The organism is Amycolatopsis pittospori, assembly GCF_013870525.1.
GTDB lineage: Bacteria > Actinomycetota > Actinomycetes > Mycobacteriales > Pseudonocardiaceae > Amycolatopsis > Amycolatopsis pittospori.
Map to the genome: position 1 here is coordinate 1 of NZ_JACBXD010000080.1, position 26,678 is coordinate 26,678.

The window sequence follows — 26,678 nt, forward strand, 5'->3', positions numbered from 1 at the left end:
AGATCGCGCTGGGCCTCGTCTCGCTGCTGGTGATGGGCCTGACCGGCTACGCGTGGGCCGCGATGGACGGCCTGACCTTCGCGAACGTCGGGATCGGCGCCGACGAGGGCGAGAAGCCCGCCGACGGCGCCCGCGACATCCTGCTCGTCGGCCTCGACAGCCGCACGGACGCCCAAGGCAACCCGCTGTCCAAAGAGGTCCTCGCACAGCTGCGCGCCGGGCAGGCCGACGGCGAACTGAACACCGACTCCCTGATCTTCGTGCACATCCCGAACGACGGCTCGAAGGCCGTCGCGATCTCGCTGCCGCGCGACTCCTACGTCGACATCCCCGGCGGCTTCGGCAAGCACAAGATCAACTCCGCCTATGCCCGCGCGATGCTCGACGAGCGCAAGAAACAGCAGGAGAACGGCGTCTCCGACCCGAAGGAGATCGACCAGAAGGCCAACGAGGCCGGGGCGAAGACGCTGATCAAGACGGTCGAGAAGCTGACCGGCTCGACCATCGACAACTACGCCGCCATCAACCTGCTCGGCTTCAGCGAGATCACCCAGGCCATCGGCGGGGTCGACGTCTGCCTCAACGACAACGTCAACGACCAGTTCTCCGGCGCGAAGTTCACCAAGGGCCCGCACACCATCTCCGGGGTCGAGGCGCTCGGCTTCGTCCGGCAGCGCCACGGGCTGCCGCGCGGCGACCTCGACCGCGTCGTCCGCCAGCAGGTGTTCATGGCCGGCATGGCGCGGAAGGTGCTCTCGGCGGGCACGCTCGCGAACCCCGGCAAGCTCAACGACCTGATCGCCGCGATCAAGAAGTCGGTCGTGCTCAACCAGAACTGGGACATCTTCGGCTTCGCGCAGCAGATGAAGGGCCTGACCGGCGGCCAGCTCGAATTCCGGACGATCCCGACCGTCAACATCGAATACCGGACACCGGACGACGGCGTCGCCATCCAGGTCGACCCCAAGCAGGTCAAGGACTTCGTCCAGGGCCTCGCGGGACCGCAGCCCGGCGAGCAGGCGCCGCCGCCCACCGAGTCGCCCAACAAGGCGACCACCGTGGACGTCCGCAACTCCTCGGGCAAGGACGGCCTGGCCTCGACGGTGCTGAAGCAGCTCGTCGACAAGGGCTTCACCGCCGGCGACACCGCCAACGCGAGCTCGCGCAAGAAGACGGTCATCTGGGTCGCCAAGGGCCAGAAGGAAGCGGGCCAGGCGGTCGCCGACGAACTCGGCGGAAACCCGACCGTCCAAGAGGACAAGAGCGTCGAAGCCGGGCACGTGATGGTCTTCCTCGGCTCGGACTACAAGTCCTCGGACGGCGCGCAGGCCTCCGGTTCCTCGCAGAACGCCGTCGGATCTTCGGCCGCGGCCCCGCCGCCCGAGGAGTCCGGCGAGAAGCCGATCACGGCCGAAGGCGTACCCTGCGTCAACTGACGTCAGCGCTGAGTAAGCACTTGTAACCCACTTGGCCCAACCGGCCGAAATCGGTATGAAAAGCACCCCCGAAACCGCGTAAGAGCGGCCGACCTGCCGACTTTCATACACGTGAGTGCGCTCGTCCCGGATTCAGTCACCGGGGGCGGGCGGTGGGAGCAGGTTGGCAAGGCAGGGGATGGGGAGTGCTGATCGACGCTGAGAGCTATCAGCGGATACTCGGAGACGAGCTCCGCAAGCTCCGACGCAAACGTGGTTGGACACGCAAGGAACTGAACCAGCATCTGCAGAGCGAGATCTCGCTCCAGACGCTCGCGACCTACGAATTGGGCACCCGGCACTGTTCCGTGGTGCGACTGGTCGAACTGTGCCTCGCGATGGACGAGCTGCCACAGGATCTGCTGGCCAAGGTGCACCGCCGCGTGTTCGTGGACGAACCGGGCCGGGTCCGGATCGATCTGCGCGCGGTGATCAAGGACGACCAGCCGGAACTGCTCCCCCTGCGGCGCTGGGCGGACGACCGGCTCAAACGGTCGGGTGAGACCGGACCCGCCGAGGTCCACCTCGACTTCGCGGCGTTGGAACGGATGGCCGAACTCTGCGGCGTCCCCACCGTCGATCTCATCGGAAGGCTTCGCCGGCTCAACCCCTCATGAGCGCGGCATCCCCAGGTCCGTGAAGGCCATGCCCCCCATCCTGGCTTTCACGGACCCTCCCTTTTGGACGGCTTCAGCCGAGGAGTTCGTAGTCCTCGCGCCGGACCTTGCGCGTGTCCAGCCAATACCGCCAGGTGAAGCCCGGCCAGATCGTCCGGTTGACGCCCTTCGCGTCCAGGTACCAGCTCTTGCAACCACCCTGGGTCCAGATGCCCTTGGCGAGCTTGCGCTGGATGTCGACGTTGAACCGTTCCTGTGCCTCCGGCCGCGGGTCGAGTGCCTTGCCGCGCGCGAGTTTCAGCGCCTGCGCGACGTAGGAGATCTGCGCCTCGATCATGAACACCACGGAGTTGTGCCCCAGTCCGGTGTTCGGGCCGAGCAGGAAGAACAGGTTCGGGAACCCGGACACGGTGATGCCCTGATAGGTGCGCATCCCCTCGGCCGCCCACTCCTTGCCGAGGTTGCGGCCGTCGCGGCCGATGATCTCCAGGTCGTCGAAGGCGTCGGTGACGTGGAATCCGGTGCCGTAGATGATCGCGTCGACCTCGTGCTCGACCCCGGCACCGTCGACGACGCTGTGCTCGCGGACCTCGGTGACGCCGTCGGTGATGACGTCGACGTTGTCCCGCGCGAGCGCCGGGTAGTAGTCGTTGGAGACCAGGACACGCTTGCAGCCCATGGTGTAGTCCGGCGTCAGCTTCCGGCGCAGTTCCGGATCCTTGACGCTCTTGTCGATGTTGCGCTTCGCGATGCGCTGGCCGATCTTCATCACCCAGGGCTGCCCGTTGAAACCGATCGCGCGGGCTTCGAGCCCCCAGTAGAGGACGTTGCGGAAGGCGCGCTGCAGCAGCGGGACCGAGCCGAACGCCTTCTGCAGCGCCTGCGGCATCTCCCGGTCCGGCTTCGGCATGATCCACGGCGGCGTCCGCTGGAAGAGCGTCAGCTCGGCGACGTCCTTCGCGATCCGCGGGACGAACTGGATCGCGCTCGCGCCGGTGCCGACGACGGCCACCCGCTTGCCGGCGAGGTCGTAGTCGTGCTCCCACCGCGCGGAGTGGAACGCCCGGCCCTTGAACCGCTCGATGCCCGGAAGTTCCGGGATCTGCGGCAGGTGCAGGGCGCCGACCCCGGCGACCAGAGCGGGTGCGACGAACTCGTCGCCCGACTTGGACGCGACGTGCCAGCGGTTCTCGTCGGCGTCCCAGCGGGCGCCGGTCATCTCCTGGCCGAAGCGGATGAAGCGGTGTAGCTCGTACTTCTCGGCGACGCCGCGCATGTAGCGCCAGATCTCCGGCTGCGGCGAGTACGCCCGGGACCAGCCGGGGTTCTGCTCGAACGAGAACGAGTACATATGCGAGGGGATGTCGCAGGCGCAGCCGGGGTAGGTGTTGTCGCGCCAGGTGCCGCCCACGTCGTCGGCCTTCTCCAGGATGACGAAGTCCTCGCGGCCCTCTTTGCGCAGCTGGATGGCCATACCCAGACCGGAGAAGCCGGTTCCGACGATGACGACACCGGTCTCGGTGCGGTTGCCCATGGACCCGACCCTTCGTTCGCTTTACCTGTTACCGGGAGTTCACCTTACTCGAAGTAGGTTACCTTCGGTAGAGTGTTGTGGTGACGACGGCGAAGCGCAAACGCATGCCACGAGCAGAGCGAATGCGGCAGATGATCGAAATCGCTGAGGAAGTCTTCGCCGAACGCGGCTACGGCGCGGCGTCGATGGACGAGATCGCCGAACGCGTCGGCGTCTCCAAGCCGATGCTCTACGAGTACTTCAACTCGAAAGAGGGACTGCTGCTGGCCTGTATCCAGCAGTCCCGGGCAGCCCTGCGCGAGGTCACCGAGCGGGCGACCGTCGGCGCCGAAACCGCCGAAGAAGCCCTCCGGCGAGGGCTGCTCGCCTTCTTCGTCTTCATCCGGGAACGGCAGCAGGCCTGGTCGCTGCTCCGGCACGAGATGGCGCTCATCGGCACACCGGCCGCCGACGAGATCGAGCAGATCCGGCGCCAGCAGACCGACCTGATCGCCGCGCTGATGAGCGGCTACTTCGATGCGGGCGACGACCCGCGCACCGAGGCGTCCGCGGAGTTCGTCGTCGGCGCGTGCGAACGACTCGCGATCTGGTGCGAGCGGCACGAGGACGTCAGCCCCGAAATGGCCACCGGATACGCGATGGACATCCTCTGGTCGGGCCTGTCCACGAGAGCCCGCTGAAGCGACCGTGAAGATGCGCGTGCATTAGGCCATTCGGTCGTCACTCAGAGCACATTGCCGCCAGTGTCTTGTGACACAGAGTTGTCCTACTGTATCGATGACACTGTAGAAACTCTGATGGACCTTCGCGGCCTCCGGCAGGAGGGGGCGCCACCACCCGAAAGTGGCGTCATGGCGGCGGCGTGGCGAAGTCCACAGAGTGACGCATGCTCGCGAGGAGAGGGGTGAGGCGGATGACCGAACCGATCACCGCGTCGTACGTCCAGGAGGACGACGACTGGAAGGTCACGGTCAACGGCTCCGGCAAGGAACTGACCGGTCGCGCGCCGGGCATCATCGCGGCGAGGGACCGGGCCGACCAGCTGGTCGAAAAACTGTCGCCGCCGGAACGATCCACGGTGGTGCACCTGCTCAACGGCAGTGCACTCGAGTTCACCGCCGCCTACATGACGGCGAGACTCACCCTTCCGGAGATCGAACCGCTCGAGGTTCCCCCGCCGGCGAACGGCAAGTCCAGGGAGAAGACGGGCGGCAAGCCCCCGGTCCCCCAGGGCAAGGAACTCCCGAAGGCCGTCGACGAAGCGAAGACCAAGGAGAAGGCCGAGCCGGCCAAGGCACCCGCCAAGGCCGTCCAACCCTCCTGAGGCTTACTTCAGCAGCTTGCGGATCAGCAGGACGCCGATCAGCACCGCCCCGCCGATGAGCGGGTACTTCACCTTGGGCTCGTCCAGCTTCGCGCGCAGGCCGGTCTTCGCGGAATCCACCAGCTTCGCGGGGTTCGCCTTCGTGCCCAGCTGATCGAGCGTGGCGACCAGAGCGTTCCTGGCCTGCTCGATCTCACGCTCGATGGTCTCGGGATCGCGAGCCACGTGTCCTCCTCGCCGCGACGGACTTGCTGGGGCCCCACGTTAGAGGACGCCACCCCCTCCGACGGCACCGGCCACGCCGAGAAACGCCGATCGTGTCGCACGCTACGATTTCGAGGCGGTACTGGGGCCCGTAGCCCAATTGGCAGAGGCACACGGTTTAGGTCCGTGCCAGTGAGAGTTCGAGTCTCTCCGGGCCCACCCCAGCCGATGTCCGGCGACTCCGCCACAACCGGCACCGTCTCGCGGGGATCGAGGGACTTCAGCGGACGTTGGTCACCCGACGAGCGGTTTCGACCAGCGTCTCGGCCGCCCTGCCCGCGCGCTTGAACTCCTCAGCCGTAGCCGGGGTATGGCTGTACCCCGCCTTGGTCTTCAACTTCAGCAACGTTCTCAGATGCTTGGCGATTTCCTTGTCCGCCCGCGCCAGCAAGCCGATCGCTTCCTCGTGGTTCTCACCTTGGGCATGCTCGCCCAGCCTGGCGCAGCAGATGACATCGGACGCCGCGATACCCGCGTGCACACACAAGGTCACGTAGGCATCGGCCACGTCGTCGTGTTCATCGGCGAGTTCACCGATCATGGCCGCCGCCTCGATGAACTGGTTCGCCTTGAACAGGCGTCCTCGCTGGATGCCCGCGTCGCACTTTCTTGTCCGCACCCTCAGTCTTTCCTCTTCCGCACCTGTCCGGCCAGCCACGCGCGGCTCCCGACCAGCGTGAGCCCGTCCCGCGCGACATCACGCAGAACCGGCTCCTCGTGCGCGCGGTCGGCGAGTTCGGCTTCCGTGAACTCCAGAGGGCGGGTGTCGTTACCGACCCAACGGGTCACCTCGGCCGCCAGCTCGTGGACCTGCGTCTCCCACAGATCGTCATCAGCGTCATCCGGCCGTATCAGCAGGAGGTCCACATCGCTGTCCAGCGTCATCGACCCGCGCGCCACCGAGCCGAATACCGCGGCATAGACCGGCGGGACCCTCCAAGACTCCAGACGCTCCTCGACGCGCTCCAGAAAGGTCTTACGAAGTTGAGCGAGCCCGATGATGTGCTCCGTCGCGAGATGGTCACGGTTGAGCCGATAGGTGAAGGCGTTCCCGACCCGGTCGGTCAGTACGACACCCTGCTTTTCCAGACGCTTCAGCACCTTGCGGATCCCCTCCTCCGAATGTCGCGTCAGAAGACGGTGCAGTTGCCCGGTCGTGAAGACACCGTCATGGCCGACAAGGGCGGCAAGGACGTCACCGTCAAGCGTGGGGGTGACCGTCATCAACGGCCGGCTCAAATCCACGGTCCACCTCCCCGGCATCACCAACTATAGTACCGATATGCCAACTATAGTACATATACCGGGACTATAGTTGGTGATGCCCACAAGCCCCGGAGCGCCTGGTCATCGCACGCGGTCGTAGACCACGGCCATCTCCCCCAGCTCACCGACCTCTTGGAACGCCAGGCTCCACTTCGACGCAGGCAGGCCGTCGACGAACAGCCGCTGACCGCCGCCGGTGATTTCGGGGCAGATCATCAGGTACAGCCGGTCGATCAGGTCGTCGGCGAGCAGGGCCTTGATGACGCTCGCGCTGCTGTTGACCAGGATGTCGCCCTCACCGCTCGCTTTGAGGTCGGCGACGACCTCGGCGGCGGACGCGTTCACGACGCGGGCGCGGTCCCACGGGGCCTCGGTCAGCGTGGTGGAGAGGACCACCTTTTCGGCGTCCACGAGCCACTTCGCGTAGGCGCGGTCACGCGGATCGGCGTTCTCGTCGCCGGCGACCATCGGCCAGAAGCCCAGGAATCCTTCCGCGTTCAGTCTCCCCAGGAGCGCGGTCGTCGCCTTCTCGTGGATACGGGCGAGGTGGGCGCGAGCGACGTCGGTGGTGGCGTAGGAGACGATCGCGCCCATGTCGCCAGGGCCGCCAGGGCCGCTGTAGTGACCGTCGAGGGTGAGGCTGATGTTCGCGGTGACGCGGCGGCCGGTCGAGTTCGTCATGATCATTCCTTCGGGTCGATGGCGCAGTGAGCTGCGAGGTTGTCGAGCACCTGCCCCCAGCCGGTTTCGATGCCGGCGATGAACGGGACGGCCTCGACGGTGGTTTCGGTGATGCGCAGGTCGAGCCGGAGCCGGGTCCCGCCCGGCCCCTCGGTGAACTTCAGGTCGTAGTGACCGGTGAAGAAGTTGTCCCCCTTGGCATCCAGCACCGAGAGGTCGAACTCGAGGTGTTCGAGTTCCTTCGCGGCGTGGACCTTTCCCGCGGAGCGATAACGCCCTTCGGCGTCGCGATAGTCGAGGACGGCACGCCCGCCCGCCCACGGTTCGATGACGCAGTCGGTGACGGTCATCGAAGGCGGCGCCCACCAGGACGCGAGCAGCTCCGGCTCGGTCCAATGCCGCCAGACGACGTCGCGCGGCGCGGCCAGCAGGCGGTCGAACGAGAACGCGCGTCCGTCCGCCCACCGGTCCTTGTCCGCGACCGCGGTCTCCGTTGCGATCGCGGACCGGTAGCGCGTGAGGACATCCCGCTCGCCCTCGTTCGCCGCGATGGTCCCGATCAGGTGCCCCAGCCGGCTTTCGAGATCCTTCAGCGGCGCCGGCTCGATCGCGTAGACGCGACGCTGCCCGAGAGGGAAGACCGTCACGAGGCCTACGCGGCCGAGCGTCTGGAGGTGCTTGGTGGTCTGCGGCTGCCGCAAGCCGGTCAGCTCGGCGAGCTCACCGACGGAGCGAGGCCGCTCGGCGAGAAGCTCGACGATGCGCCACCGCGCTCCGTCTCCCAGTGCTGCTGCGATCTGCTCCATGCCCGGAAGTATTCATCTCAGAGAATATTCTTGTCAAGGAATATCTTGGAGGCGGAACTCCAGCAGGCTGCGCTGCTCGGTCAGGGTGGTGACGGAGTCGAAGACCAGGCCGTGCGCCGCGGCGAGGTCGCGGAGTTCGTCGAGCCGCCGCTCGCGGCCGCCGTAGAGCACGAGCATGACCAGATCCCCTTCGGTTCGGGCCCCCAGCCCGCCGACCGCCTCGATGAGGAGGACACGGCCGCCAGGACGAGCCGCCTCGACGCAGCGGGCCAGGACGCGGTGGGCGTTCTCGTCGTCCCAGTCGTGGAGGATGTCGGACAGCAGGTAGGCGTCCGCACCCGTCGGGAGCGGATCGAAGAAGCTGCCCCCGGTCACCTCGGTCCGATCTTCGAGGTGCTGCTCGCGGAAGGTCTCCACGGCGCCGGCCGCGGTGGGCGCGAGGTCGACGAGATGGCCGCGCATCGCGGGGTTGGCCGTCAAGATCGCCGCGAGCAGGCTCCCGTGCCCGCCGCCGACGTCGACGACACTGCCGAAACGGGACCAGTCGAACCCCGCGACGAGCCGAGGGATCTGCTCGCTGAACCGCTGGGTCATCTGCCGGTCGAACGTCTCCCGCAGCCGCGGATGCTCGGCGAGGTCGGACCAGAAGTCCCGGCCATAGCGGCGGACGTACCCCGCCTGACCGGTGGCGACGCTGTGCGCGAGTTCGATGAACGCCAGTTCGCCCCGCCCGCCGGCGGCCTTCATGTCCAGCAGACCGGCCAGACCGTTTCCGGCGTCGGCGCGGAGATTCGCGCCGTACTCGGTCGTGCGATAACCGGTGGAGGTCCGTTCGACGACGCCGAGGGTCGCGAGGTGCCCGAGCAACAGATCGAGGGCCAGCGGGGACTGATCCAGTTCCGCCGCCAGATCTTCGGCGGCGGCGCCGTCGCCGGACAACCGGTCCGGCAGGCCGAGGGTCACCGCGACCCGCAGCGCCATCGGCGTCGCCAGCCCGGCCAGCCGGAGGAGTTCGTTTCTGTCGTTGTCATGGTTCGCCACGAAGATTCACTGTGGCAGTGAGGTCAAGCGAGTTTCTTCACCGCGCCGACAAGGCGTTCGATGTCCGCTTCGGTGCTGTAGCCGTGCGGCGAGATCCGGAGCCCGCCCGAACGCGCCGAACACGCGATCCCCCGCGCCTTGAGTCGTTCCGCCAGCAACGGGATCGGTGGCCCGTCCACGTGCACGGACACGATTCCCGACCGATGTCCGGCCTCGCGATCGGTCAGGACCGTCGCGCCGATTCCGGCCAGGCCGTCGCAGGCCAGATCGCAGAGACCGTCCACATGCGACCAGATCTCGTCGACACCGGCCGCCAGGAGCAGGTCGATCGAAGTGCCGAGGGCGACGATCCCGGCGATGTTCGGCATACCGCCTTCCAGCCGCCGCGCGGTGCCGTCCGGCACGTAGTCGGTGTTGTCCCACTCCTCGCGGTGGGCGACCGAATTCCAGCCCGGCTCCAACGGCCGCAGCAGATCCAGGCGGGACTCCCGTACGTACAGCACACCGCAGCCCTGGGGGCCCAGCAGCCATTTGTGCCCGTCGGCCATCGCGAAGTCGACGCCCCATTCCTCCAGCCGGGCCGGGATCGCGCCGAGCCCCTGGATGACGTCGACGCAGAACAGCGCGCCCGCGTCCCGGCACACCCGGCTCAGCGCGGCGAGGTCCACACGCCAGCCGCGACCGAACTGGACCCAGCTGGTCACCACGAGTTTGGGCGGCGGCCCCGCGGCGATGGTCTCGGCGAAGGCCTCGGTGGTGAGGCGTCCGCCGGGGCCGTCCGGGCGCACGCGGTCCACCACCACACCGCGATCGGCGAGCGCGAGCCACGGATACAACGTGGACGGGAACTCGAAATCCGGAATGACCACACGATCGCCCGGCGACCAGTCCAGCCCGTTCGCGACGAACCCGAGGCCCGTGGTGGTGTTCTTCACGAAGGCGACGTCCCGCGCCGGCACCCCCATCAACGTCGCCGCCGACGCGCGGGCCTGCTCGATCGCCGCACTGTGCGCGGCGTAGGTGAACTCGCCGTCCAGCGACACCTCGACGGCCTGCCGGTGCATGGCCTCGACCGACACCGCGGGCAGCGGACAGATCCCGGCGTGGTTGAGATAGGCCCAGCGCTTCGCGGCGGGGAATTGGTCGCGGGACAGCGGAGTCATCGGATCCTCCTCAAGTGGACGTCGTGTCCACTTCACTGGATCCGAAGGTAACGGACAACCGGTCGCGGTGTCCACTTCGCGGTCTCAGGGGGTCAACGTCCGCCCGGTGAGGCCGGCGGTCTCGACGGACTCGACGTAGCTCCGCGCGACCTCCGCCGCCGGCGTCCCGCCGTCCGGTTCGCCGAGCGCGGCCAGCGTTTCGCTGACCCAGCCCGGGCTGACGGCGTTGACGCGGAGCCCGCGCGGCAGCTCGCGAGCCGCGGCGGCGACGAACGCTTCGAGACCGACGTTGGTCAGGACGCCGAAGGCACTGCCACGCAACGTCTCCGGGATACGGCCCGCGGTCAGCGTCACCGAACCGCCGTCCGGCAACCGCGGGACGGCATGCCGCAGCAGGTACACCTGGCCGAGCAGTTTCCCTTGCAGCCCTTGGACGAACTCCTCGTCGGTGCCGCCGTCGACCGGGACCAGTGAGCCGCTTCCCGCGCAGCACACGACGTGATCGATGTCCGGCTCGGCGTCGAACAACGCGTCCAGGGTGCAGGGCTGTTCGACGTCCACCCGGAACGCGCCGGAGCGCGATGCGGGGAGCACGGTGTGGCCGCGGGCGGTGAGCGCCGCGGCGACGGCCGCCCCGATCGTTCCGGTGGCACCGACCACGAGGATCTTCATCGGTGTCTTTCCTTTCAAGGTCGAGTGAGAGGTTCCGCCTGGTAGGCGTTGTGCAGTAAGACCACAAAGGACGATGCGTCCGGCAACGGCGTGTCACCGATCCGGCGCACCGCGATCCCCGGCGTCCACGAGTTCATCACCACCGCGCCGTTCAGACCCGGCAGATCGGCGAGGCCGACCTCCTGGACGCGTTGCGGGATGCCGAGCGCCTCCAGTCGCCGCCGCACGATGTCCATCGTGGTGCCTCGCAAGAGACCCGCGTCGGGCCACACCACCGTATCGCCGTCCCAGAACGCCAGGTTCCAGATGGTCGCCTCGCTGAACCGGCCGCGCCGGTCGACGAACGCGGCGTCGTCGAATCCCCCGGCGGTCGCCTGGCGCCGGAAGTAGGTCTTGGCCGCCTCGCCGACGTGTTTGATCGTGGGCAGGAAGCGTTCGTGCTCGACGACGGCGAGCGTCAGTGGACCTTCCGGGCCGGAAGCGGGAGGCCTGGTGCGGACCAGGACCTCGGGCTCGTCCCGCGGCAGGTGGACCGTGGCGGTCAGGGAGACGTCCGCGGGTCCGCCCTCCAACGCCGTCCGCAGGTAGGAGCGGACGCGGTCGTCGGGTACGGCCTGTCCGAACAACTCCAGCGAGGCCGTCCTCAGCCGGTCCAGATGCAGGTCGAGACCGCGGATCCGGCCGTCGCGCACCTGCATGGCCGTGAAGTGGGCGAAACCCGCGAAGGCGAGGGGCGCCAGGTCTTCGGCGGACGCCGTCCGGCCGTTTCGCTGCGCTACAAAGGAACTCATGCCCGCACGGTAATCCTGTTGCGGACACTCCGGCGCACGGGGAAGATCCGCCGGTGTCCGCATCGCGTTCCGAGCTGCTCCGCTGGCAGTTCGACCTGACCTGGTCGTTGTTCGAGTACCACCTCGCCGAGCTGAAGGCCAGGGATTTCCTATGGGAGCCCTCGGATCTCTGCTGGACCGTGCACCAGGACGAGGACGGCGTCTGGCGTCCTGATTGGGCCGACACCGAGCCCGACCCGATCCCGGTCCCCACGATCGCCTGGCTGACCTGGCATATCGGCTGGTGGTGGAGCGTCACCCTGGATCACTTGTGCCGGCGTACTCCGCGCGAGCGCGAGGAGATCACCTGGCCGGGCGACGGCGAGTCCGCCGTCGAGTGGCTGCGCGGCCTTCGGGACGAGTGGCTCGCCGTGCTGCCCGACGCCGATCTGGACGCCGCTTCGGCTCACCCGTGGGGATCGGAAGCCGGGCTGACCGTCGCCCATACGATCGCCTGGGTGAATTCCGAGCTGATGAAGAACGTCTCCGAGATCGGCCAGCTCAGATTGCTGCGCGTCAGCGGGGCGTGATGCCGGGAATGGACTTCAACTCCCCCAGCAGCATCGAACTGACGGCGACCGGATAGTCGTCGAGCGCGTACAGCCGTCCGGCCAGCTTCAGCCGGACCGGCGTTTCTCCCTTGTGCGCGAGCAAAGCCTGCTTCAGTTCGAGAACCACGTCCTCGGTCAGCTTCTCCGCGACGGCGTGCAGCAGCAAGGGCGGCTCTTCGTCGCCCGCGGTCGAAAGATCGAGTGACACCAGGCCACCGCCGAATACGGACATCTTGTCCTCCCGCCAGTTCACCCGGCCGCTGACGCGGACGGCGTTGTCCTCGGCCAGCTCCGTCACGAAAAGCGCGTAGGCCTTGGGAAAGAACAGCACTTCGAGCGCGGCGTCCAGATCCTCGATCGTGCAGATCGCCCACGGCTCGCCCTTCTTGTTGACGCGCCGCTCCAGCGCGGTGATGAGGCCGGCCACGACCAGTTCGCCTTCCTTCGGCGGGTTGTCGAGGATCGCCGCGATCGGACGGGGCGCGTGCTTGCGCAGGATCCGTTCGGCGCCGTCGAGCGGATGCGCGGAAACGTACAGTCCGAGCATTTCCCGTTCGTGGGCGAGCAATTCCTTGCGCGGCCACTCCTCGACGCCGAATCTCAGGTGCGCGAGCGGCGAAGTGTCGTCCTGGACCTCCTCACCCGAACCGAAGAGGTCGAACTGGCCCATCGCCTGCTTGCGTTTCAACGGCACCACGGCGTCGACGGCGTCCTCGTTCACCTGGAGGATCGAGAGCCGCGTGTGCCCGAGCGAGTCGAACGCGCCCGCCTTGGCCAGCGACTCGATGACGCGTTTGTTGCAGGCCACCAGTTCCGCCTTGCCGAGGAAATCGACGAACGACGAGTACTTGCCCTTCTCCTGCCGTGTCGCGATGATCGAGTCGACGACGTTCGCGCCGACGTTGCGCACCGCACCCAGCCCGAACCGGATCGCGTCGCCCACCGCGGAGAACCGCAGGCCCGATTCGTTGACGTCCGGTGGCAGCACCTCGATCCCGAGCCGACGGCATTCCGAGAGATAGACGGCCGACTTGTCCTTGTTGTCCCCCACCGAAGTCAACAGGCCCGCCATGTACTCGGCCGGATAGTTGGCCTTCAGATACGCGGTCCAATAACCGACCAGGCCGTATCCGGCGGCGTGGGACTTGTTGAACGCGTAGCCGGCGAACGGGAGGATCGCGTCCCAGAGCGCCCGCACGGCCTGGTGGGAGAATCCGTTGGCGAGCATGCCGTCCCGGAAGCCCTCGAACTCCTTTTCCAGCACCTCTTTCTTCTTCTTGCCCATCGCTTTGCGCAACACGTCCGCGCGCCCCATGGAATAGCCCGCGACGTCACGGGCGATCTGCATGATCTGTTCCTGGTACACGATCAGGCCGTGGGTCTCGGCCAGGATCTCGCGCAGCGGCTCGGCCAGTTCGGGATGGATCGACTCGATCGGCTGCCTGCGGTTCTTGCGGTCCGCGTAGTTGTTGTGCGTGTTCATCGCGATGGGCCCGGGCCGGTACAGCGCGTTGACCGCGATGATGTCGTCGAATCCGGTCGGCCGCAGGCGGCGCAGCAGATCCCGCATCGCGCCGCCGTCGAGCTGGAAGACGCCGAGGCTGTCGCCGCGAGCGAGGAGTTCGTAGGTCGCCGGATCGTCGACGCCGAGTGTGTCGAGGTCGATGTCCTCGCCGCGGTTGGCCTTGATGTTGTCCAGCGCGTCGCCGATGACGGTGAGGTTGCGCAGGCCGAGGAAGTCCATCTTCAGCAGGCCGATGGCCTCGCACGACGGATAGTCCCAGCCGGTGATGACGGCGCCGTCGTCCCTGCGCCACAACGGGATCGCGTCGAGCAACGGCTCGCTCGACATGATCACCGCGCAGGCGTGCACCCCGGCGTTGCGGATCAGTCCTTCGAGACCGCGGGCGGTTTCGAAGATCTTGGCCGCTTCGCCGTCCCCTTCGAGCAGCGCGCGGACCTCCGCCGCTTCGGCGTAGCGCTCATGCGCCGGTTCGACGATTCCGCCGAGCGGGATGTCCTTCGCCGCGACCGGCGGCGGCAGCGCCTTGGAGATCCGGTCCGCGATCGCGTACCCGCTTTGTCCATAGTGGACGCGGGCGGAATCCTTGATGGCCGCCTTGGTCTTGATGGTGCCGAAGGTGATCACCTGCGCGACGTGGTCGGCCCCGTACTTCTCGGTGGCGTACCGGATCATCTCGCCGCGCCGCCGGTCGTCGAAGTCCATGTCGATGTCCGGCATGGAGACCCGTTCGGGATTCAGGAACCGTTCGAAGAGCAGGCCGAGGTCGATCGGGTCCAGATTGGTGATCCCGAGCGCGTAGGCGACGAGCGAACCCGCCGCCGAGCCGCGCCCCGGCCCGACCCGGATGCCGACGCGGCGCGCGTGGTTCATCAGGTCCGCGGTGATCAGGAAGTAGGCGGGGAAACCCTTTTCGGTGATGACGGCGATCTCGAAGTCGGCGCGTTCGACGTAGGCGTCCGGGACGCCGTCCGGCAGCCGTCTGTGGAGTCCGTCCATGACCTCCTCGCGCAGCCAGGAGGCTTCGTCGTGGCCTTCGGGTACGTCGAAGACCGGCATCCGATCGCGATGGCGGTAGACGTCGTCGTAGGACTCGATCCGTTCGGCGATGAGCAGTGTGGTGTCCGCCGCGCCCGGCACCTCGGCGTCCCAGTACCGGCGCATCTCCTCCGCGGACTTGAGGAAATAGCCGTCACCGTCGAACTTGAACCGGTTCGGGTCGTCGAGGGTCTTGCCGGACTGGACGCACAGGAGCGCGGCATGCGCGGACGACTGCCCCCGCGTGACGTAATGCGAGTCGTTGGTGGCCAACGGTTTCAGCCCGAGCCGTCGCCCGATGTCCAGTAGCCCGTCCCGCACGGATCGCTCGATCGGCAGGCCGTGGTCCATCAACTCCAGGAAGAAGTCGTCCGCACCGAAGATGTCGCGGTAGTCCGAAGCGGCCCGGATAGCCTCGTCCGGCTGACCGAGCCGGAGCCGCGTCTGCACCTCGCCGGACGGGCAGCCGGTGGTGGCGATGACGCCCTCGTGGTGCCGGGCGAGGAGTTCGCGATCCATCCGGGGCTTGCGGTAGTAGCCCTCCAGACTGGCCGAAGAGGACAGCCGGAAGAGGTTGCGCAACCCGGTCGCGTTCTCCGCGAGCATGGTCATATGCGTGTAGGCGCCACCGCCGGAGACGTCGCCGACGGCGCCTCGTTGTCCCCAGAGCACCGGTTTCTTGTGGAAACGGGACTCGGGCGCGAGGTATGCCTCGATGCCGATCACCGGTTTGAGCCCGGCCTGGGTGGACTGGCGGTAGAACTCGTCGGCGCCGTACATGTTGCCGTGGTCGGTCATGCCCACCGCGGGCATGCCGAGCCGCCGGGCCTCGGCGAACAGCGGCGCGATCTTGGCCGCGCCGTCGAGCATCGAGTACTCGGTATGAACGTGCAGGTGCACGAAGGAGTCCACCGGCCACTCCCCACGGTTGTACGATTTCGGTTCGACGTGGCGATTGGACCCAAGGTGGATAGGCGTTGTCCAACAAGCGACACGCGGCTGCCGACAACTGTGAGTTGTAGGAGGAGGACAGGTGGAGCTCGACCTCGGCGCGGTCCGCGCTTTCGTCGCGGTGGCCGAAGACCGGTACTTCGGCGAGGCGGCGATCCGGCTGGAGGTGAGCCAGCAGGCGATCTCCAAGCGGATCGCGAAACTGGAGGCGGACCTCGGCGTGCGCCTGCTCTCGCGGACACGCGGTGGGGCCGAGCCAACCGAGGACGGCGAGGAGTTCCTCAACCACGCTCGCGCCCTGATCAGCCTCGCGGACCAGGCCGTCGAACGGTTGCAAGGCAGGCGCCGCCCCCTGCGCGTCGACGTCCTCGGCACCCGGCTGGCGACCATGGAACTGATCCGGGCGTTCCACGCCGACCACGACGTCGAGCTGGAGATCGTCACACCCGGCCTGGGCACCGAGCGCCGGCCGATGCCGCCCGAGTCCGTCGATGCCGCCTTCGCCCGCGCGAGCACCGTGACCGACCCCGCGATCGGCCGCGTACCCGCGTACCTGGAACCCGCGCACCTGCTGATCGGACGGCGGCATCCGCTCGCCCGCCGTCGCCGGGTCGAGATGGCGGAACTCGACGGCCTGACGGCCTGGATGCCCTACAGCGCGCGAGCCAGCGAGTGGGCGGACTTCTGGCAGGAACTGTGCCCGGCGTTCGGCATCCACATCGACACGAGCGGGCCGAACTTCGGCCTGAACCACCACATCGACGTCCTCAGCGAAACCAAGGACCGCATCGGTTTCGTCGGCGCGAAGATGCACGTGCCATGGCATCCGGACGTCGTCCAGATCCCGCTCGTCGAGCCGACGCCGGTATATCCGTTCTCCCTGCTGTGGCGACGCGAGAACAGACACCCTTCGCTACCGCTGCTGATCGAGCACGTGCGGGCCGGGTATGCGCCGTTCGACGCCGACCGGCAGTGGCTGCCGGTGGCGGACCGGGCGGGGATGAGCATCGAGCCCTGACCAGAGGCAGGGCCGCCAGCCACGGCGATGGCGCGTGAAGAGGGATGGCCGACCGGTCGCGTGGCAGGTGTTGCGAAAGCCACTTTCGCACCGTTGAAGGTTGCGAAAGTGGCTTTCGCAACACCGGAGAGCGGTCGAGACCGGCTCTGCGTACCGGGTGGCACGGGGCCTCTACACTTTCCAATTCGGAAAGTGTAGAGTTTCCCTCATGGAAACGACGCGGCCGACGCCGGAAGAAGCCGCCAGCGCGCTGCGGGACATCGAAGAAGCACAAGCCTCGCTGGCCCGCGTCCCGCCGCCGTGGTGGTACTTCATCGCCTTGGCCGCGTTGCTGGCCGTCACACCGTTCGTCCAGCTCACGCCGTCGACACCGGCGGGCGCGGCGCTGGGCCTGGGCGGGCTCACGGTCTGGACCGCGTTGTTCGGGATCACGATCGGTTCGTTCATCCGCCGGTCGGGGGTCGTCCCCCGGCTGAGCACGGTCTCGGTGCGGCGCGTCCTGCTGGTGCTCGCCTTCGCCGCCGTGGTGATGCTCGGCGCGATGGTCACGGCCAACGTCCTGGACCAGGTGTGGATCTGGTTCATCGGATCCGGCGTGCTCGCCTGTCTCACTCTGGCACTGGGCGCGAAACTGCGAAAGCAGGCACGCGACCGGTGAGCGGGGACGGCTTCGACCTGATCGTCCACGCCCCGAACCGGTTGAAGATCTGCGCCTTGCTCGACACCGTGGAACGCGCCGAGTTCGGCGTGGTCCAGGAGCGGCTCGAAGTCAGCGCTTCGGTGCTCAGCAAACACGTCAGTGTGTTGATGGACGCCGGTTACGCCGAGCAGCACAAGGCCGTCCGCGACACCCGTCAGCGGGTCTGGCTGCAGCTGACCTCCGCGGGCCGCGAGGCCTACCGCGGTCATGTGGCCGCGTTGCGCGAGATCGTCGCCCAGGAGTCAGAGCCAGCCGTTGGTGGTGGCGACGCGGAAAGCCTCCGAGCGGCTGACGGCGCCTAGTTTCGTGACGACCGCGGACAGATGATTGCGCACCGTTCCGGCGGAAAGCCCGGTACGGCGCGCGATCGCGCTCACCGGGGTGTCGAATTCGGCCAGCCGCAACACTTCCAGCTCGCGCGGGGTCAGCGGGCAAGGCGGTGCGGTGAGCGCGTCGGCGGCGAGCGCGGGGTCGACGTAGCGGGAGCCGCCGTGCACGCGGCGGATCACGTCGGCCAGCGCTCCGCCCGGGGATCCCTTGGGCAGAAAGCCTTTCGCGCCCGCGTGCAACGCCTGCTGCAGATGCGGCGGCCGCCCGCGGCCGGTCAGGATCACCACCGCACACGACGGCAGGGCCTTCGCCAGTTCGGCGGTGACCTCCAGGCCGTCGAGTTCCGGCATCTGGAGGTCGACCACCGCGACGTCGGGCCGGTACGCGCGGGCGGCGTCGACGGCGGCCCTGCCGTCGGCCGCCCGCGCGACCACTTCGAGGTCTTCTTCCAGATCCAGCAACGCGGCCAGGGCGTCGCGGATGAGTTCCTCGTCGTCGGCGAGCAGGACGCGGATCACGACGCGGGAACCGTGACGTCGAGGGTGAAGACGTCACCGTCGAGCCGAGTACCCAAGGTGCCACCCAGCCCGGCGAGCCGTTCCGACGCGCCACGAAGCCCGAAGCCGAGCCCGTCCGCGACGGTCTTGCCCGCGCCGTCGTTGGCGATGGTCATCCGCACCTCCTCCGGATCCGGGCGGATCTCGATCGTGCACCAACCGGCGGTGCTGTGCCGTAGCACGTTCGTGCAGGCCTCGCGCAGCGCCAGCGCCAGCTGGGTCGCCGTCTCGGCGGGCACCGCTCCGTCCGGATACCGCACGGTACAACGGATTCCGGCGTCGCGGAGCACGTTCTCCACCGCTACCAGCTGACCGCCGAGGTCCACCTCGCGATAGCCGTGGACCGCCTCGCGGACTTCGGACAGCGCGGACGTCGCCAGATTCCGCGCCTCCGAGGCCTCCGACGCCGCCCGCTCCGGATCGGCGCCGCTCAGCCGGGCGGCCAGTTCGGCCTTGAGCGCGATGACGGCCAGCCGGTGGCCGAGCAGATCGTGGACGTCCCGCGCGAACCGCAGCCGCTCCTCGCTGACCGCGAGCCGGGCCTGGGCCTCGCGTCCGGCCCTGGCCTGCAGGAGCAGGTCCCACAACCGGAACGGCAGCACGGTGGTCGCGAGGATCGTGGCCGCGAGCGCCGCCGCGATCAGGCCGTGGACCAGCGGGGATCCGCCCGCGAAGTGCCCAACGAACGCCGTCGTCACGACGAGCGCGACCGGTGCCGCCCACCGCGCGCGTCCCGCCAGCACCAACGGCGCGAAACCGGCGACCGCGCCACCGACCCACGCCCAGGTGAACATGTCGTCCGGCCCTACCGGGGCGACGAGCGGGATCGACAACGCCGTCGCCGCGGCGAAACCCCAGCGCCGGGTGGCCGCGACGGGCGTCCCGACCGCGATCAGCGTGACGGCGAAGGCCGCCGCGAGCGTGAGAAGTCCCCCGGCCCCGAGCCAGCGCCACTGCGAAGCCGGCTCCCGGAGCACCGCGACCACCGGCACCGCGAGACAGCCCGCCCACATCGCCGCGACCGCGACCAGGATCGCCGCCCGCATGCCGCGAAGCCGCTTGTCGCCGGCGGCGAGCTCGGTGAAATCGCTGATCACCCGCCCGATGCTAGAGCTCACAGGAAGAACACGATCGCGACGGCGATGACGAGGTCGACCACGCCGCACCATTCCGACCACCAGCGCGGGGCGACCGCGTCCAGCCGGTGGTGGACGAAGTCCCACACCGCGTGTGATCCCCAGCCCGCCGCGATCACCCAGACGGCGGCCTCCGGCTCGACGTTCGCCGCGACCACCGCCAGCGCGAGATAGAGGAAGAAACCGGCGATCTGGATCGCCAGCATCCGCCGATCGTGGAAACTGCCGCGGATCACGCCGAAGATCAGGTAGGCCGACGGCAGGAGCAGCATCAGCCACGGCATCGGCGCGGCCGGGTCGCTCCAGTCACCCATCGACATGGCCAGCGCGATCCAGGTCGGCGCTCGACGGCCGAGTACGCCGATCAGGGGATGCACGCGGTGATCACCGTGCGCGCTTCCGTGCGGGAGCGAGTACTCCCGGCGGTGGATCAGCATGGCGATCGCCATCGCGGGCAGCATCAGCGCGTGGCCGCCCATGAGGACGTCCTCGCCGGGGAACACGCCCAGCCAGAACGGGATCAGCACCAGCAGGTACGGCACGTACATCGCCGCCGCCATTTCGAGCACCCGGGCGCGGCCGTGCCCGCGGTAGAGCATCCAGACGGTCATCGCGACGGTCATGTCGGTCGCCGCGACGAACGCCGCCATCTCGGGGCTGTCCAGGGCTTTCCCGAACGCGGCCGCCCAGATCGGCGCGAGCAGTTCCATGCCGACGAGCATCGCGACGGCCATCTCGACCGCGTGCCGGAGGAAGTGCCGCCAGCGCGGCGCCGTCTTCGGTTCTTCCAGTGAAAGAGTCATAGACCGAGCGTCGTTCTCCCGGCGTACAAGTCCCATCGGCGGTGTGCACGGTTCGGCCCTGTGAATACGCACGGGTGACCCATGTGCACGATGCGCGCCGGGCCGCCGGTGCGGAACAGTGGACGCCATGGGGCTGATCGGTGCGAGGGTGACCCGGCAGGAAGACGTCCGGCTGCTCACTGGGCGGGCGCGGTACATCGACGACGTCCGGCTGCCGGGGATGCTCGAAGCCGCCGTCCTGCGCAGTCCCCTGCCGCACGCGCGGATCGTGCGCGTCGACGTGACCGCCGCGAACGCGCATCCCGGGGTGTTCGCCGTGATCACCGGCGAGGACGTGCGGGCGAAGGTGAAAACGCCGCAACCGGTGATCTGGTCGAACCTGCCCGATATGCGGGTGCCCGAGCATTACGCGCTCGCCGTCGGCAAGGTGCGGTACCCCGGGCAGGCCGTCGCGGCCGTCGCGGCGAAGGACCGTGCGACCGCCGAAGACGCGCTGGAACTGATCGAGGTCGAGTACGAGGAACTTCCCGCCGTCAGCACCCTCGAACAGGCACTCGCGGACGGCGCGCCGAAGCTCTACGACGACTGGCCGGACAACGTCGCCGGCACCGGGACCATCCCGATGGGTGACGTGAACGCCGCGTTCGCCGAGGCCGATGTCGTGCTCACCGAGTCGTTCCGCTTCGCACGCCAGATGGGCACACCGATCGAAACGCGCGGCGTGGTCGCGACCTGGGATCCCTTCACCGACCGGCTCGACGTCTGGCTCGCGACGCAGGCGCCCAACCTCGCGCGGGAGCTGTTCAGCGAGGTCTTCGGGCTTTCGCTGGACCGGATCCGCGTACGCACCCCCGATGTCGGCGGCGGCTTCGGGAACAAGTTCGACTTCTACGGCGAAGAGGTCGTCGCGGCGATCCTCTCGCGTCGCACCGGGAAACCGGTGAAGCTCATCGAGGACCGCGCGGAGAGCTTCGTCGCCACCGCGCACTCGCGCGAGCAGAAGATCGACGTCGAACTGGCCGCCAAGAACGACGGGACGATCACCGGACTCCGGGCCACGGTCTACGGCGTCCTCGGTGGCGTGCTCGGCACCGTCGGCCCGAGCCCGTGCTGGACGACGACGGCGCTGCTGACCGGGCCGTACGCCATCGCGAACGTCGAACTGAGCCTCGTCGCCGTCATGACGAACCGGTCGCCGTACGGGTCGTTTCGCGGTTATGGCCTGCCGAAGGCGAACTTCGTGCACGAACATCTGGTGGAGCAACTGGCGAAACACCTCGACGTCGACGCGCACGCGGTGCGACGCAAGAACTTCATTCCACCGGAGGCGTTCCCGTACCAGAGCCCGGTGTTCGTCTACGACAGCGGACGCTACGAAGAGTGCCTCGATCTTTGCCTCAAAGCGGTCGAGGACGCCGGGTGGGAGAAGCGCCGCGGAAACGGTGTCGGCATCGGGTATTCCTTCCACAACGAGCTGACCGGATTCGGGCCGAGCCGGATCATCAACCTTTCCGGGCTCGGACATTCAGGCTTCGACGAGGAGGTCGTGCGGGTCGATTCCACCGGGCATGTGACCGTCCATACAGGACTGTCCGCGATCGGGCAGGGCATCCACACGACACTCGCGCAGGTGGCGGCGCATACGCTCGGTGTCCCGCTCGACCACGTCACCGTTCTCTCCGGCGACACCGACAGCTGTCCGTACACCGGCTACGGAACGGCGGCGAGCCGCGGGGCGGCCGTCGGCGGCGCGGCGGTACTGAACGCGTCGACGAGGCTGCGGGCGAAGATCCTGCGGGTGGCCGGGCACATACTGGAGGTGTCACCCGACGATCTGTCCCTTGAGGACGGCGTCGTCTCGGTGAAGGGCGTGCCGGGCAAGGAGGTCACACTGGCCGCGATCGGCGACGCGGCATACCGGCGACTGAACGGGGTGTGGCCCGAAGACGAGACTCCGACACTGGAGGAGCGAGAGGTCTACGATCCGGTCAACGTCGCGACGTCGTTCGGCTGCACAGCCGTACTCGCCGAAGTCGACCGGGAGACCGGCGTGGTCACGCTTCTGGATTACCTGATCGCACACGACTGCGGCACGGTGATCAACCCGATGATCGTGGACGGGCAGTTGCACGGCGGTGCGGCGCAGGCGATCGGCGGCGCGCTGTACGAAGAACTGGTCTACGGCGCGGACGGGCGGATGGAGACCACGTCGTTCACCGGGTATCTGCTGCCGACCGCGACCGAGATCCCGCCGTTCTCCGTGTCGCATATGACGACGCCCGCCGACCACGTTCCCGGTGGTTTCAAGGGGATGGGCGAAGCGGGCGTGATCGGTGGCGGCGCCGCGATCGCGCACGCCGTCGAGGACGCGCTGCGCGAGTACGGCGTCGACATCACGTCACTGCCGATCACGCCGCCCCGGCTGCTGGCCGCGATGAAGGCATCGCGATGAAGGCCGCGCCGTTTTCCTACTTCCGGGCTTCGTCCCTCGATGAGGCCATCGAGGCGCTGGCCACGCCGGACTCGCGGGTATTGGCCGGCGGGCAGAGCCTGGTTCCGCTGCTGAACCTGCGCCAGGCGAGGCCGTCGCTGGTGGTCGACATCAACCGCGTCGACGATCTTTCCTTCCTCCGCAAGGAGAACGGGCGGCTGGAGATCGGCGCGCTCACCCGGCACCGTGTCGTCGAGACGTCCGAAGTCGTACGCTCCGAGGTCCCGCTGCTCGCCGAAGCGCTCGCCTACGTGGGGCATGTCGCGATCCGGAACCGCGGCACGATCGGCGGCAGCCTCGCGCACGCCGACCCCGCGGCGGAACTGCCCGCGGTGATGCTCGCGCTCGACGCCGAGTTCGTCGTCCGCGGCCCTTCCGGGGAGCGCATCGTCGCTGCGCGGGACTTCTTCCTGGGACCGCATCGGACGGCCTTGGCGTCCGGCGAACTCCTGACCCGGATTTCGGTACCGCTGAGCCGTGGCGTCTGCGCGGTCGAGGAACTGAGCCGCCGAAGCCGGGATCTGGCGCTGGTGGCCGTCTTCGCCGTCGTGTCGATGTCCGACGGCGTCTGCGAAACCGCGCGGATCGCCGTCGCGGGGGCGGGCCCCACGCCGATCCGGGCCATCGCCGCCGAAGAGTCGCTCGCCGGCGGCGCTCTGACCGCCGACGCGATCACGGACGCGGCCGAGTCGGTCGCCGCGGCGACCGATCCGCCCGACGACCTCCACGCCCCGGCCGGCTACCGCCGTGAAATGGCCGCCGTCCTCACGCGGCGGGCGATCACGCGGGCGAAGGGACGCGCATGATCACGGTGACCCTGACGGTGAACGGACGGACCTACAGCGCGGACTGCGAACCGCGGCGGACGCTGGCCGACTTCCTGCGCCACGACCTGGGTTTCACCGGCGTGCACGTCGGCTGCGAACACGGCGTCTGCGGCTCGTGCACCGTCACCCTCGACGGCGCGAGCGCGCGCTCGTGCTGCCTGCTGGCGGTCCAGGTGGACGGCGCGGACGTCGTCACCGTCGAAGGGCTCGCCCAAGACGGCGAACTGCATCCACTGCAGGAGTCGTTCCGGCGGCACCACGGCCTGCAATGCGGCTTCTGCACACCCGGAATGCTGGCGACGGCGCTGGAGTTGCTGAAGGACAACCCGGCCCCGACGGACCCTGAAATCCGGCAGGCGATCTCGGGGAACCTGTGCCGGTGCACGGGTTACCAGTTCATCGTGGACGCCATCCGGGACGCGGCTCCCGGCCGTCCGTGAAGGCCTCCTTGCCTACTCTGAAGGTAGGGAAGGAGGCCTTCACGGACTTCGGAACCGAGCTCAGCCGACGATGTCGATCTCGAACTCCACGTTCGAGCTGTACTCGAAGTCGACCCATACCGCGCCCGGCAGGGCGTACCGCCGGTGCGAGACCGTCTTCGGATTGAAGCCGGGCACCTGCGTGGGATTCCCGCCGACGCCGATCTTGTCGCTGCCCCAGGCGTAGATGTTGCCCTGCCAGACGGGCGAGTCGGTGATGCCGTCGCCGTCGATACGCGGCCGGACGATGATCGCGGCCGTCTCACTGCCGGAGAGCAGCAGCCGCACGGCGGTGGTGGACGGGCTGGCCGGAATTGTCCTGCGTTCCATGAGTTCTGTCGTCGCCTTCCGCGTCGGGGCGGCGCCGCCGCCGGTCAAGTGGGCGTTCGTGTAGGACTCGTTGAGGTCGACACTGCTCGCGCGGATACCGGGGATCCGGCCGGCGTCGGAGTACTGATGGACGTCGTAGCGGCCCGCGGCGGCGTCGGGTTTGGCGCCGTAGCGCGCGATCCAGATCACCAGGTCGCGCACGCCGAACTGGTCCGGCCGCAGCATCTTGGCGAGCGAGTTGTTCAGGTAGATGCCGGGACGGAACCCATGTCCCGCGACGCGGTTGCAGAACCTGATCGAGAAGTCCCGCTTACGCCCGTCGGGGATGTTCGGCGTACCCGAACCCGGCGGGTTGTCCTCGAGGTCGAGCATCGGGGCGCAGCCTGTCGCACCGAGCCGCCGGACCTCCGCGATGAACACGTCGGCCTGCGCTTCGGGCGACGGGCTCGCCTGAGCGAAGTGGTAACCACCTACCGGAATACCCACGGATCTCGCTCCGGCCACCAGCGCGTCACCGGTGTTGCGGCCACCGTTGGGCAGGCCTCCACCGTCCGTGAGCTTGACGAACACGTACGACACACCATGGTTCTTGACGGCTTGCCAGTCAGTAACGGTCTGAAAGCGACTGTAGACATCTATTCCCAGCGCCATACATACAGCCTGAAGGGTGAATCCGTTGGACAAAAGGGCCTAGTGGGCGATAACAGGTTCGCCCGATTCGCCCTTTTGGGCGCCGCCTCCCTGGCTGACCGGACTCACCCGTACCCGTACTGTGATCGCCATGGCCTCTCGAAGCCCCTTTCGCTGGATGACCCGGTGGGTGGACTGGTTCGAAGAGCGCGGCGTCTACGTCCCGGGCGAGGAGAGCCGCGCGGTCGATCCGATGCGCGATTTCGGCTGGCTGATCGTGGCCTGGGTGTCGGGTCTGGCCATCTTCATCCTGTTCTTCGCCTTCGCCGTCTGAGCACGTCACGGACGCCGCCGGTGTGCCACCGAGGTGACGACTGTCACTAGCCGTACCCTTCCGATCACGGATCGGCCACGGGTGTACACCAGGTGCGCGTCAACACGGCCTCGTCGCTCCTCTCGGCTGAGGAAGACCGTCACTCTGGACTCTTCGGCACTAATACCTACCTCGAACGGCCCACTGGACCCTCCGACTGGAGTAACCGCACATGGCGCCCCCGCGCACCCCGAAGCTCTTGCTCGCCGCCTGCTCGCTGATGCTGGCGGCCGCGTGCGGGGTTCAGGCACCGGAAAAAGGGGCGGCCGTGCTCGGCGCGGACGTCCCGGCGCAGGGGCTGGCCGCGACGCACGCGGAAGGCGACCTGGCGTTCGGCGCCGCTCCCCACCGGTTCGCGACCGGTGTCACGATCTCGGTATCCCCGCCGAGGTCCTTCCGCCCCAGCGCTTCCGCGTACCCGCAGAGCCCGCGCGCGGTGGCCTTCGGCATCGAGGTGACTAACGCCGGCGACACGACGTACCGGCTTTCCGGTCTGTCGGTGACGGGCGAGGTCGACGGCGAAAGCGGGTCGGTCAAGCAGGTCGTCGACGCCGTGCAGGGCTACAACGGGATCGCCGACGCGGGCAAGGACGTGGCGCCCGGCCGGTCGGTCCACCTGAACCTGGCGTTCGCCGTTCCGGACCAGCCGGTGCGGCTCCGTTTGCAGGTGCGGCCGAACCCCGCGGAACCGGTCGCCGCGAAGTACTGCGGGAAGGTCTGACGCGTCCGGTTCGCTACCGTGTGCGTCATGACCGAGCAGCGACTCTCCCCCGGCGACAACGCTCCCGATTTCACCCTCCCCGATCACGAGGGCAACGACGTCTCGCTCAGCGACTTCCGCGGCAAGTCGGTCGTCGTGTACTTCTACCCGAGCGCCGGCACGCCGGGCTGCACGAAGCAGGCCTGCGACTTCCGGGACAGCCTCGCGCAGCTCAACGACGCCGGCTACCAGGTTCTCGGCATCTCCCCGGACAAGCCCGCGAAGCTCGCGAAGTTCGTCGAGGCGGAGGGGCTGACCTTCCCGCTGCTTTCCGACACGGAGAAGACCGTCCTCAAGGCGTACAGCGCCTTCGGCGAGAAGAAGAACTACGGCAAGGTCTACGAAGGCGTCATCCGCTCGACGTTCGTCGTCGATGGCGACGGCAAGATCGCCGTGGCGCAGTACAACGTGCGCGCCACCGGGCACGTTGCGAAACTGCTGCGGGACCTCGACGTGTAAGGGCTCGTGAGTGGCGATTCGGGTTCTAACCCGAATCGCCACTCACGACC

29 protein-coding genes and 1 tRNA gene are annotated in these 26,678 nt (G+C 68.1%); 15 read left to right on the forward strand and 15 right to left on the reverse strand.

The annotated features are described in order from the left end of the window. Positions 1 to 2: 2 nt before the first annotated feature. Together H5J31_RS31665 and H5J31_RS31670 are read left to right on the forward strand one after the other, a co-directional pair. Positions 3 to 1,436: an LCP family protein gene (locus H5J31_RS31665; RefSeq protein WP_328701665.1), complete on the forward strand. Its 1,434-nt coding sequence runs from the start codon at positions 3 to 5 to the stop codon at positions 1,434 to 1,436. A 185-nt stretch (positions 1,437 to 1,621) separates the two neighbouring features. After that, positions 1,622 to 2,092, forward strand: coding sequence for a helix-turn-helix domain-containing protein (locus H5J31_RS31670; protein ID WP_181776340.1), 471 nt, complete (start codon positions 1,622 to 1,624; stop codon positions 2,090 to 2,092). A 73-nt stretch (positions 2,093 to 2,165) separates the two neighbouring features. Here the strand turns inward: H5J31_RS31670 and H5J31_RS31675 are convergent, their stop codons facing one another. After that, positions 2,166 to 3,626 carry a flavin-containing monooxygenase gene (locus H5J31_RS31675; RefSeq protein WP_181776341.1) on the reverse strand — a complete coding sequence of 487 codons (1,461 nt, stop codon included), beginning with the start codon at positions 3,624 to 3,626 and terminating at the stop codon, positions 2,166 to 2,168. 122 nt (positions 3,627 to 3,748) lie between these two features. Here H5J31_RS31675 and H5J31_RS31680 point away from each other — a divergent pair, with 122 nt between their 5' ends. After that, positions 3,749 to 4,306, forward strand: coding sequence for a TetR/AcrR family transcriptional regulator (locus H5J31_RS31680; RefSeq protein ID WP_181776342.1), 558 nt, complete (start codon positions 3,749 to 3,751; stop codon positions 4,304 to 4,306). Positions 4,307 to 4,539: 233 nt separating this feature from the next. Further along, positions 4,540 to 4,950 carry a hypothetical protein gene (locus H5J31_RS31685; protein WP_181776343.1) on the forward strand — a complete coding sequence of 137 codons (411 nt, stop codon included), beginning with the start codon at positions 4,540 to 4,542 and terminating at the stop codon, positions 4,948 to 4,950. Positions 4,951 to 4,953: 3 nt separating this feature from the next. Here H5J31_RS31685 and H5J31_RS31690 read toward each other — a convergent pair whose 3' ends face one another. Next, positions 4,954 to 5,175, reverse strand: a complete 222-nt coding sequence (locus tag H5J31_RS31690; protein ID WP_005165704.1) for a DUF3618 domain-containing protein — start codon at positions 5,173 to 5,175, stop codon at positions 4,954 to 4,956. 124 nt (positions 5,176 to 5,299) lie between these two features. Here H5J31_RS31690 and H5J31_RS31695 point away from each other — a divergent pair. After that, positions 5,300 to 5,373 (forward strand) — tRNA-Leu (locus H5J31_RS31695). A 61-nt stretch (positions 5,374 to 5,434) separates the two neighbouring features. Here the strand turns inward: H5J31_RS31695 and H5J31_RS31700 are convergent. The 8 genes from H5J31_RS31700 to H5J31_RS31735 form a co-directional block, all read right to left on the reverse strand. Then, positions 5,435 to 5,872 carry a hypothetical protein gene (locus tag H5J31_RS31700; protein ID WP_328701666.1) on the reverse strand — a complete coding sequence of 146 codons (438 nt, stop codon included), beginning with the start codon at positions 5,870 to 5,872 and terminating at the stop codon, positions 5,435 to 5,437. Then, positions 5,836 to 6,459, reverse strand: a complete 624-nt coding sequence (locus tag H5J31_RS31705) for a nucleotidyltransferase domain-containing protein (RefSeq protein ID WP_181776344.1) — start codon at positions 6,457 to 6,459, stop codon at positions 5,836 to 5,838. The genes H5J31_RS31700 and H5J31_RS31705 overlap by 37 nt, the downstream gene beginning before the upstream one ends. Before the next feature lie 102 nt (positions 6,460 to 6,561). Then, entirely contained in the window at positions 6,562 to 7,161 is a 600-nt protein-coding gene (locus H5J31_RS31710; protein ID WP_181776345.1) for a dihydrofolate reductase family protein, read from the reverse strand. A gap of 2 nt (positions 7,162 to 7,163) precedes the next feature. Further along, entirely contained in the window at positions 7,164 to 7,967 is an 804-nt protein-coding gene (locus H5J31_RS31715) for a metalloregulator ArsR/SmtB family transcription factor (RefSeq protein ID WP_181776346.1), read from the reverse strand. 33 nt (positions 7,968 to 8,000) lie between these two features. Next, positions 8,001 to 9,008 (reverse strand): methyltransferase, encoded by a 1,008-nt coding sequence (locus H5J31_RS31720; RefSeq protein ID WP_181776347.1) that lies wholly within the window; start codon positions 9,006 to 9,008, stop codon positions 8,001 to 8,003. Between the two features lie 23 nt (positions 9,009 to 9,031). After that, entirely contained in the window at positions 9,032 to 10,171 is a 1,140-nt protein-coding gene (locus H5J31_RS31725) for an aminotransferase class V-fold PLP-dependent enzyme (RefSeq protein WP_181776348.1), read from the reverse strand. Between the two features lie 84 nt (positions 10,172 to 10,255). Continuing rightward, positions 10,256 to 10,843, reverse strand: coding sequence for a short chain dehydrogenase (locus H5J31_RS31730; protein ID WP_181776349.1), 588 nt, complete (start codon positions 10,841 to 10,843; stop codon positions 10,256 to 10,258). A 14-nt stretch (positions 10,844 to 10,857) separates the two neighbouring features. Further along, positions 10,858 to 11,634 carry an aminotransferase class IV family protein gene (locus H5J31_RS31735; RefSeq protein WP_181776350.1) on the reverse strand — a complete coding sequence of 259 codons (777 nt, stop codon included), beginning with the start codon at positions 11,632 to 11,634 and terminating at the stop codon, positions 10,858 to 10,860. A 53-nt stretch (positions 11,635 to 11,687) separates the two neighbouring features. Between H5J31_RS31735 and H5J31_RS31740 the strand changes: the two genes are divergently transcribed. Beyond that, positions 11,688 to 12,203 (forward strand): DinB family protein, encoded by a 516-nt coding sequence (locus H5J31_RS31740; protein WP_181776351.1) that lies wholly within the window; start codon positions 11,688 to 11,690, stop codon positions 12,201 to 12,203. Here H5J31_RS31740 and dnaE read toward each other — a convergent pair. Further along, entirely contained in the window at positions 12,190 to 15,696 is a 3,507-nt protein-coding gene (gene dnaE, locus H5J31_RS31745) for a DNA polymerase III subunit alpha (protein ID WP_181776352.1), read from the reverse strand. The two genes, H5J31_RS31740 and dnaE, sit on opposite strands and share 14 nt — an antisense overlap. A gap of 121 nt (positions 15,697 to 15,817) precedes the next feature. Between dnaE and H5J31_RS31750 the strand changes: the two genes are divergently transcribed. From H5J31_RS31750 to H5J31_RS31760, 3 genes are all read left to right on the forward strand, one after another. Continuing rightward, a complete protein-coding gene (locus tag H5J31_RS31750) occupies positions 15,818 to 16,753 on the forward strand; it encodes a LysR family transcriptional regulator (protein ID WP_181776353.1) in 936 nt (311 codons plus the stop codon). A gap of 208 nt (positions 16,754 to 16,961) precedes the next feature. Continuing rightward, on the forward strand, positions 16,962 to 17,411 hold the full coding sequence (locus tag H5J31_RS31755) for a hypothetical protein (RefSeq protein ID WP_181776354.1): 450 nt from the start codon (positions 16,962 to 16,964) through the stop codon (positions 17,409 to 17,411). Beyond that, positions 17,408 to 17,755 carry a transcriptional regulator gene (locus H5J31_RS31760; RefSeq protein WP_181776355.1) on the forward strand — a complete coding sequence of 116 codons (348 nt, stop codon included), beginning with the start codon at positions 17,408 to 17,410 and terminating at the stop codon, positions 17,753 to 17,755. Before H5J31_RS31755 ends, H5J31_RS31760 begins: the two co-directional genes overlap by 4 nt. Here the strand turns inward: H5J31_RS31760 and H5J31_RS31765 are convergent. From H5J31_RS31765 to H5J31_RS31775, 3 genes are read right to left on the reverse strand one after another with little or no spacing between them, the layout of a single operon-like run. Then, the gene (locus H5J31_RS31765; protein WP_181776356.1) at positions 17,696 to 18,301 is read right to left on the reverse strand and encodes a response regulator transcription factor; all 606 of its coding nucleotides are present in this window, start codon (positions 18,299 to 18,301) and stop codon (positions 17,696 to 17,698) included. The two genes, H5J31_RS31760 and H5J31_RS31765, sit on opposite strands and share 60 nt — an antisense overlap. After that, positions 18,298 to 19,437, reverse strand: a complete 1,140-nt coding sequence (locus H5J31_RS31770; protein WP_207899107.1) for a sensor histidine kinase — start codon at positions 19,435 to 19,437, stop codon at positions 18,298 to 18,300. The genes H5J31_RS31765 and H5J31_RS31770 overlap by 4 nt, the downstream gene beginning before the upstream one ends. A gap of 17 nt (positions 19,438 to 19,454) precedes the next feature. Beyond that, positions 19,455 to 20,279: a hypothetical protein gene (locus tag H5J31_RS31775; RefSeq protein WP_181776357.1), complete on the reverse strand. Its 825-nt coding sequence runs from the start codon at positions 20,277 to 20,279 to the stop codon at positions 19,455 to 19,457. 127 nt (positions 20,280 to 20,406) lie between these two features. Here H5J31_RS31775 and H5J31_RS31780 point away from each other — a divergent pair, with 127 nt between their 5' ends. Genes H5J31_RS31780 through H5J31_RS31790 form a run of 3 tightly spaced genes read left to right on the forward strand, consistent with a single transcriptional unit; the run spans position 20,407 to position 24,037 of the window. Then, on the forward strand, positions 20,407 to 22,731 hold the full coding sequence (locus H5J31_RS31780) for a xanthine dehydrogenase family protein molybdopterin-binding subunit (protein ID WP_181776358.1): 2,325 nt from the start codon (positions 20,407 to 20,409) through the stop codon (positions 22,729 to 22,731). After that, positions 22,728 to 23,576 carry an FAD binding domain-containing protein gene (locus tag H5J31_RS31785; RefSeq protein WP_181776359.1) on the forward strand — a complete coding sequence of 283 codons (849 nt, stop codon included), beginning with the start codon at positions 22,728 to 22,730 and terminating at the stop codon, positions 23,574 to 23,576. Before H5J31_RS31780 ends, H5J31_RS31785 begins: the two co-directional genes overlap by 4 nt. Next, on the forward strand, positions 23,573 to 24,037 hold the full coding sequence (locus H5J31_RS31790; protein WP_181776360.1) for a (2Fe-2S)-binding protein: 465 nt from the start codon (positions 23,573 to 23,575) through the stop codon (positions 24,035 to 24,037). The genes H5J31_RS31785 and H5J31_RS31790 overlap by 4 nt, the downstream gene beginning before the upstream one ends. Positions 24,038 to 24,097: 60 nt before the next feature. Here the strand turns inward: H5J31_RS31790 and H5J31_RS31795 are convergent, their stop codons facing one another. Then, positions 24,098 to 25,057 carry a glycoside hydrolase family 25 protein gene (locus H5J31_RS31795; protein ID WP_236005498.1) on the reverse strand — a complete coding sequence of 320 codons (960 nt, stop codon included), beginning with the start codon at positions 25,055 to 25,057 and terminating at the stop codon, positions 24,098 to 24,100. A gap of 130 nt (positions 25,058 to 25,187) precedes the next feature. Between H5J31_RS31795 and H5J31_RS31800 the strand changes: the two genes are divergently transcribed. The 3 genes from H5J31_RS31800 to bcp all read left to right on the forward strand — a co-directional run bounded on the left by H5J31_RS31800 (position 25,188) and on the right by bcp (position 26,628). Further along, positions 25,188 to 25,370: a hypothetical protein gene (locus H5J31_RS31800; protein ID WP_101610178.1), complete on the forward strand. Its 183-nt coding sequence runs from the start codon at positions 25,188 to 25,190 to the stop codon at positions 25,368 to 25,370. A gap of 211 nt (positions 25,371 to 25,581) precedes the next feature. After that, entirely contained in the window at positions 25,582 to 26,130 is a 549-nt protein-coding gene (locus H5J31_RS31805) for a hypothetical protein (protein WP_181776361.1), read from the forward strand. A 27-nt stretch (positions 26,131 to 26,157) separates the two neighbouring features. Continuing rightward, positions 26,158 to 26,628, forward strand: a complete 471-nt coding sequence (gene bcp / locus H5J31_RS31810) for a thioredoxin-dependent thiol peroxidase (RefSeq protein WP_181776362.1) — start codon at positions 26,158 to 26,160, stop codon at positions 26,626 to 26,628. Positions 26,629 to 26,678: the final 50 nt, after the last annotated feature.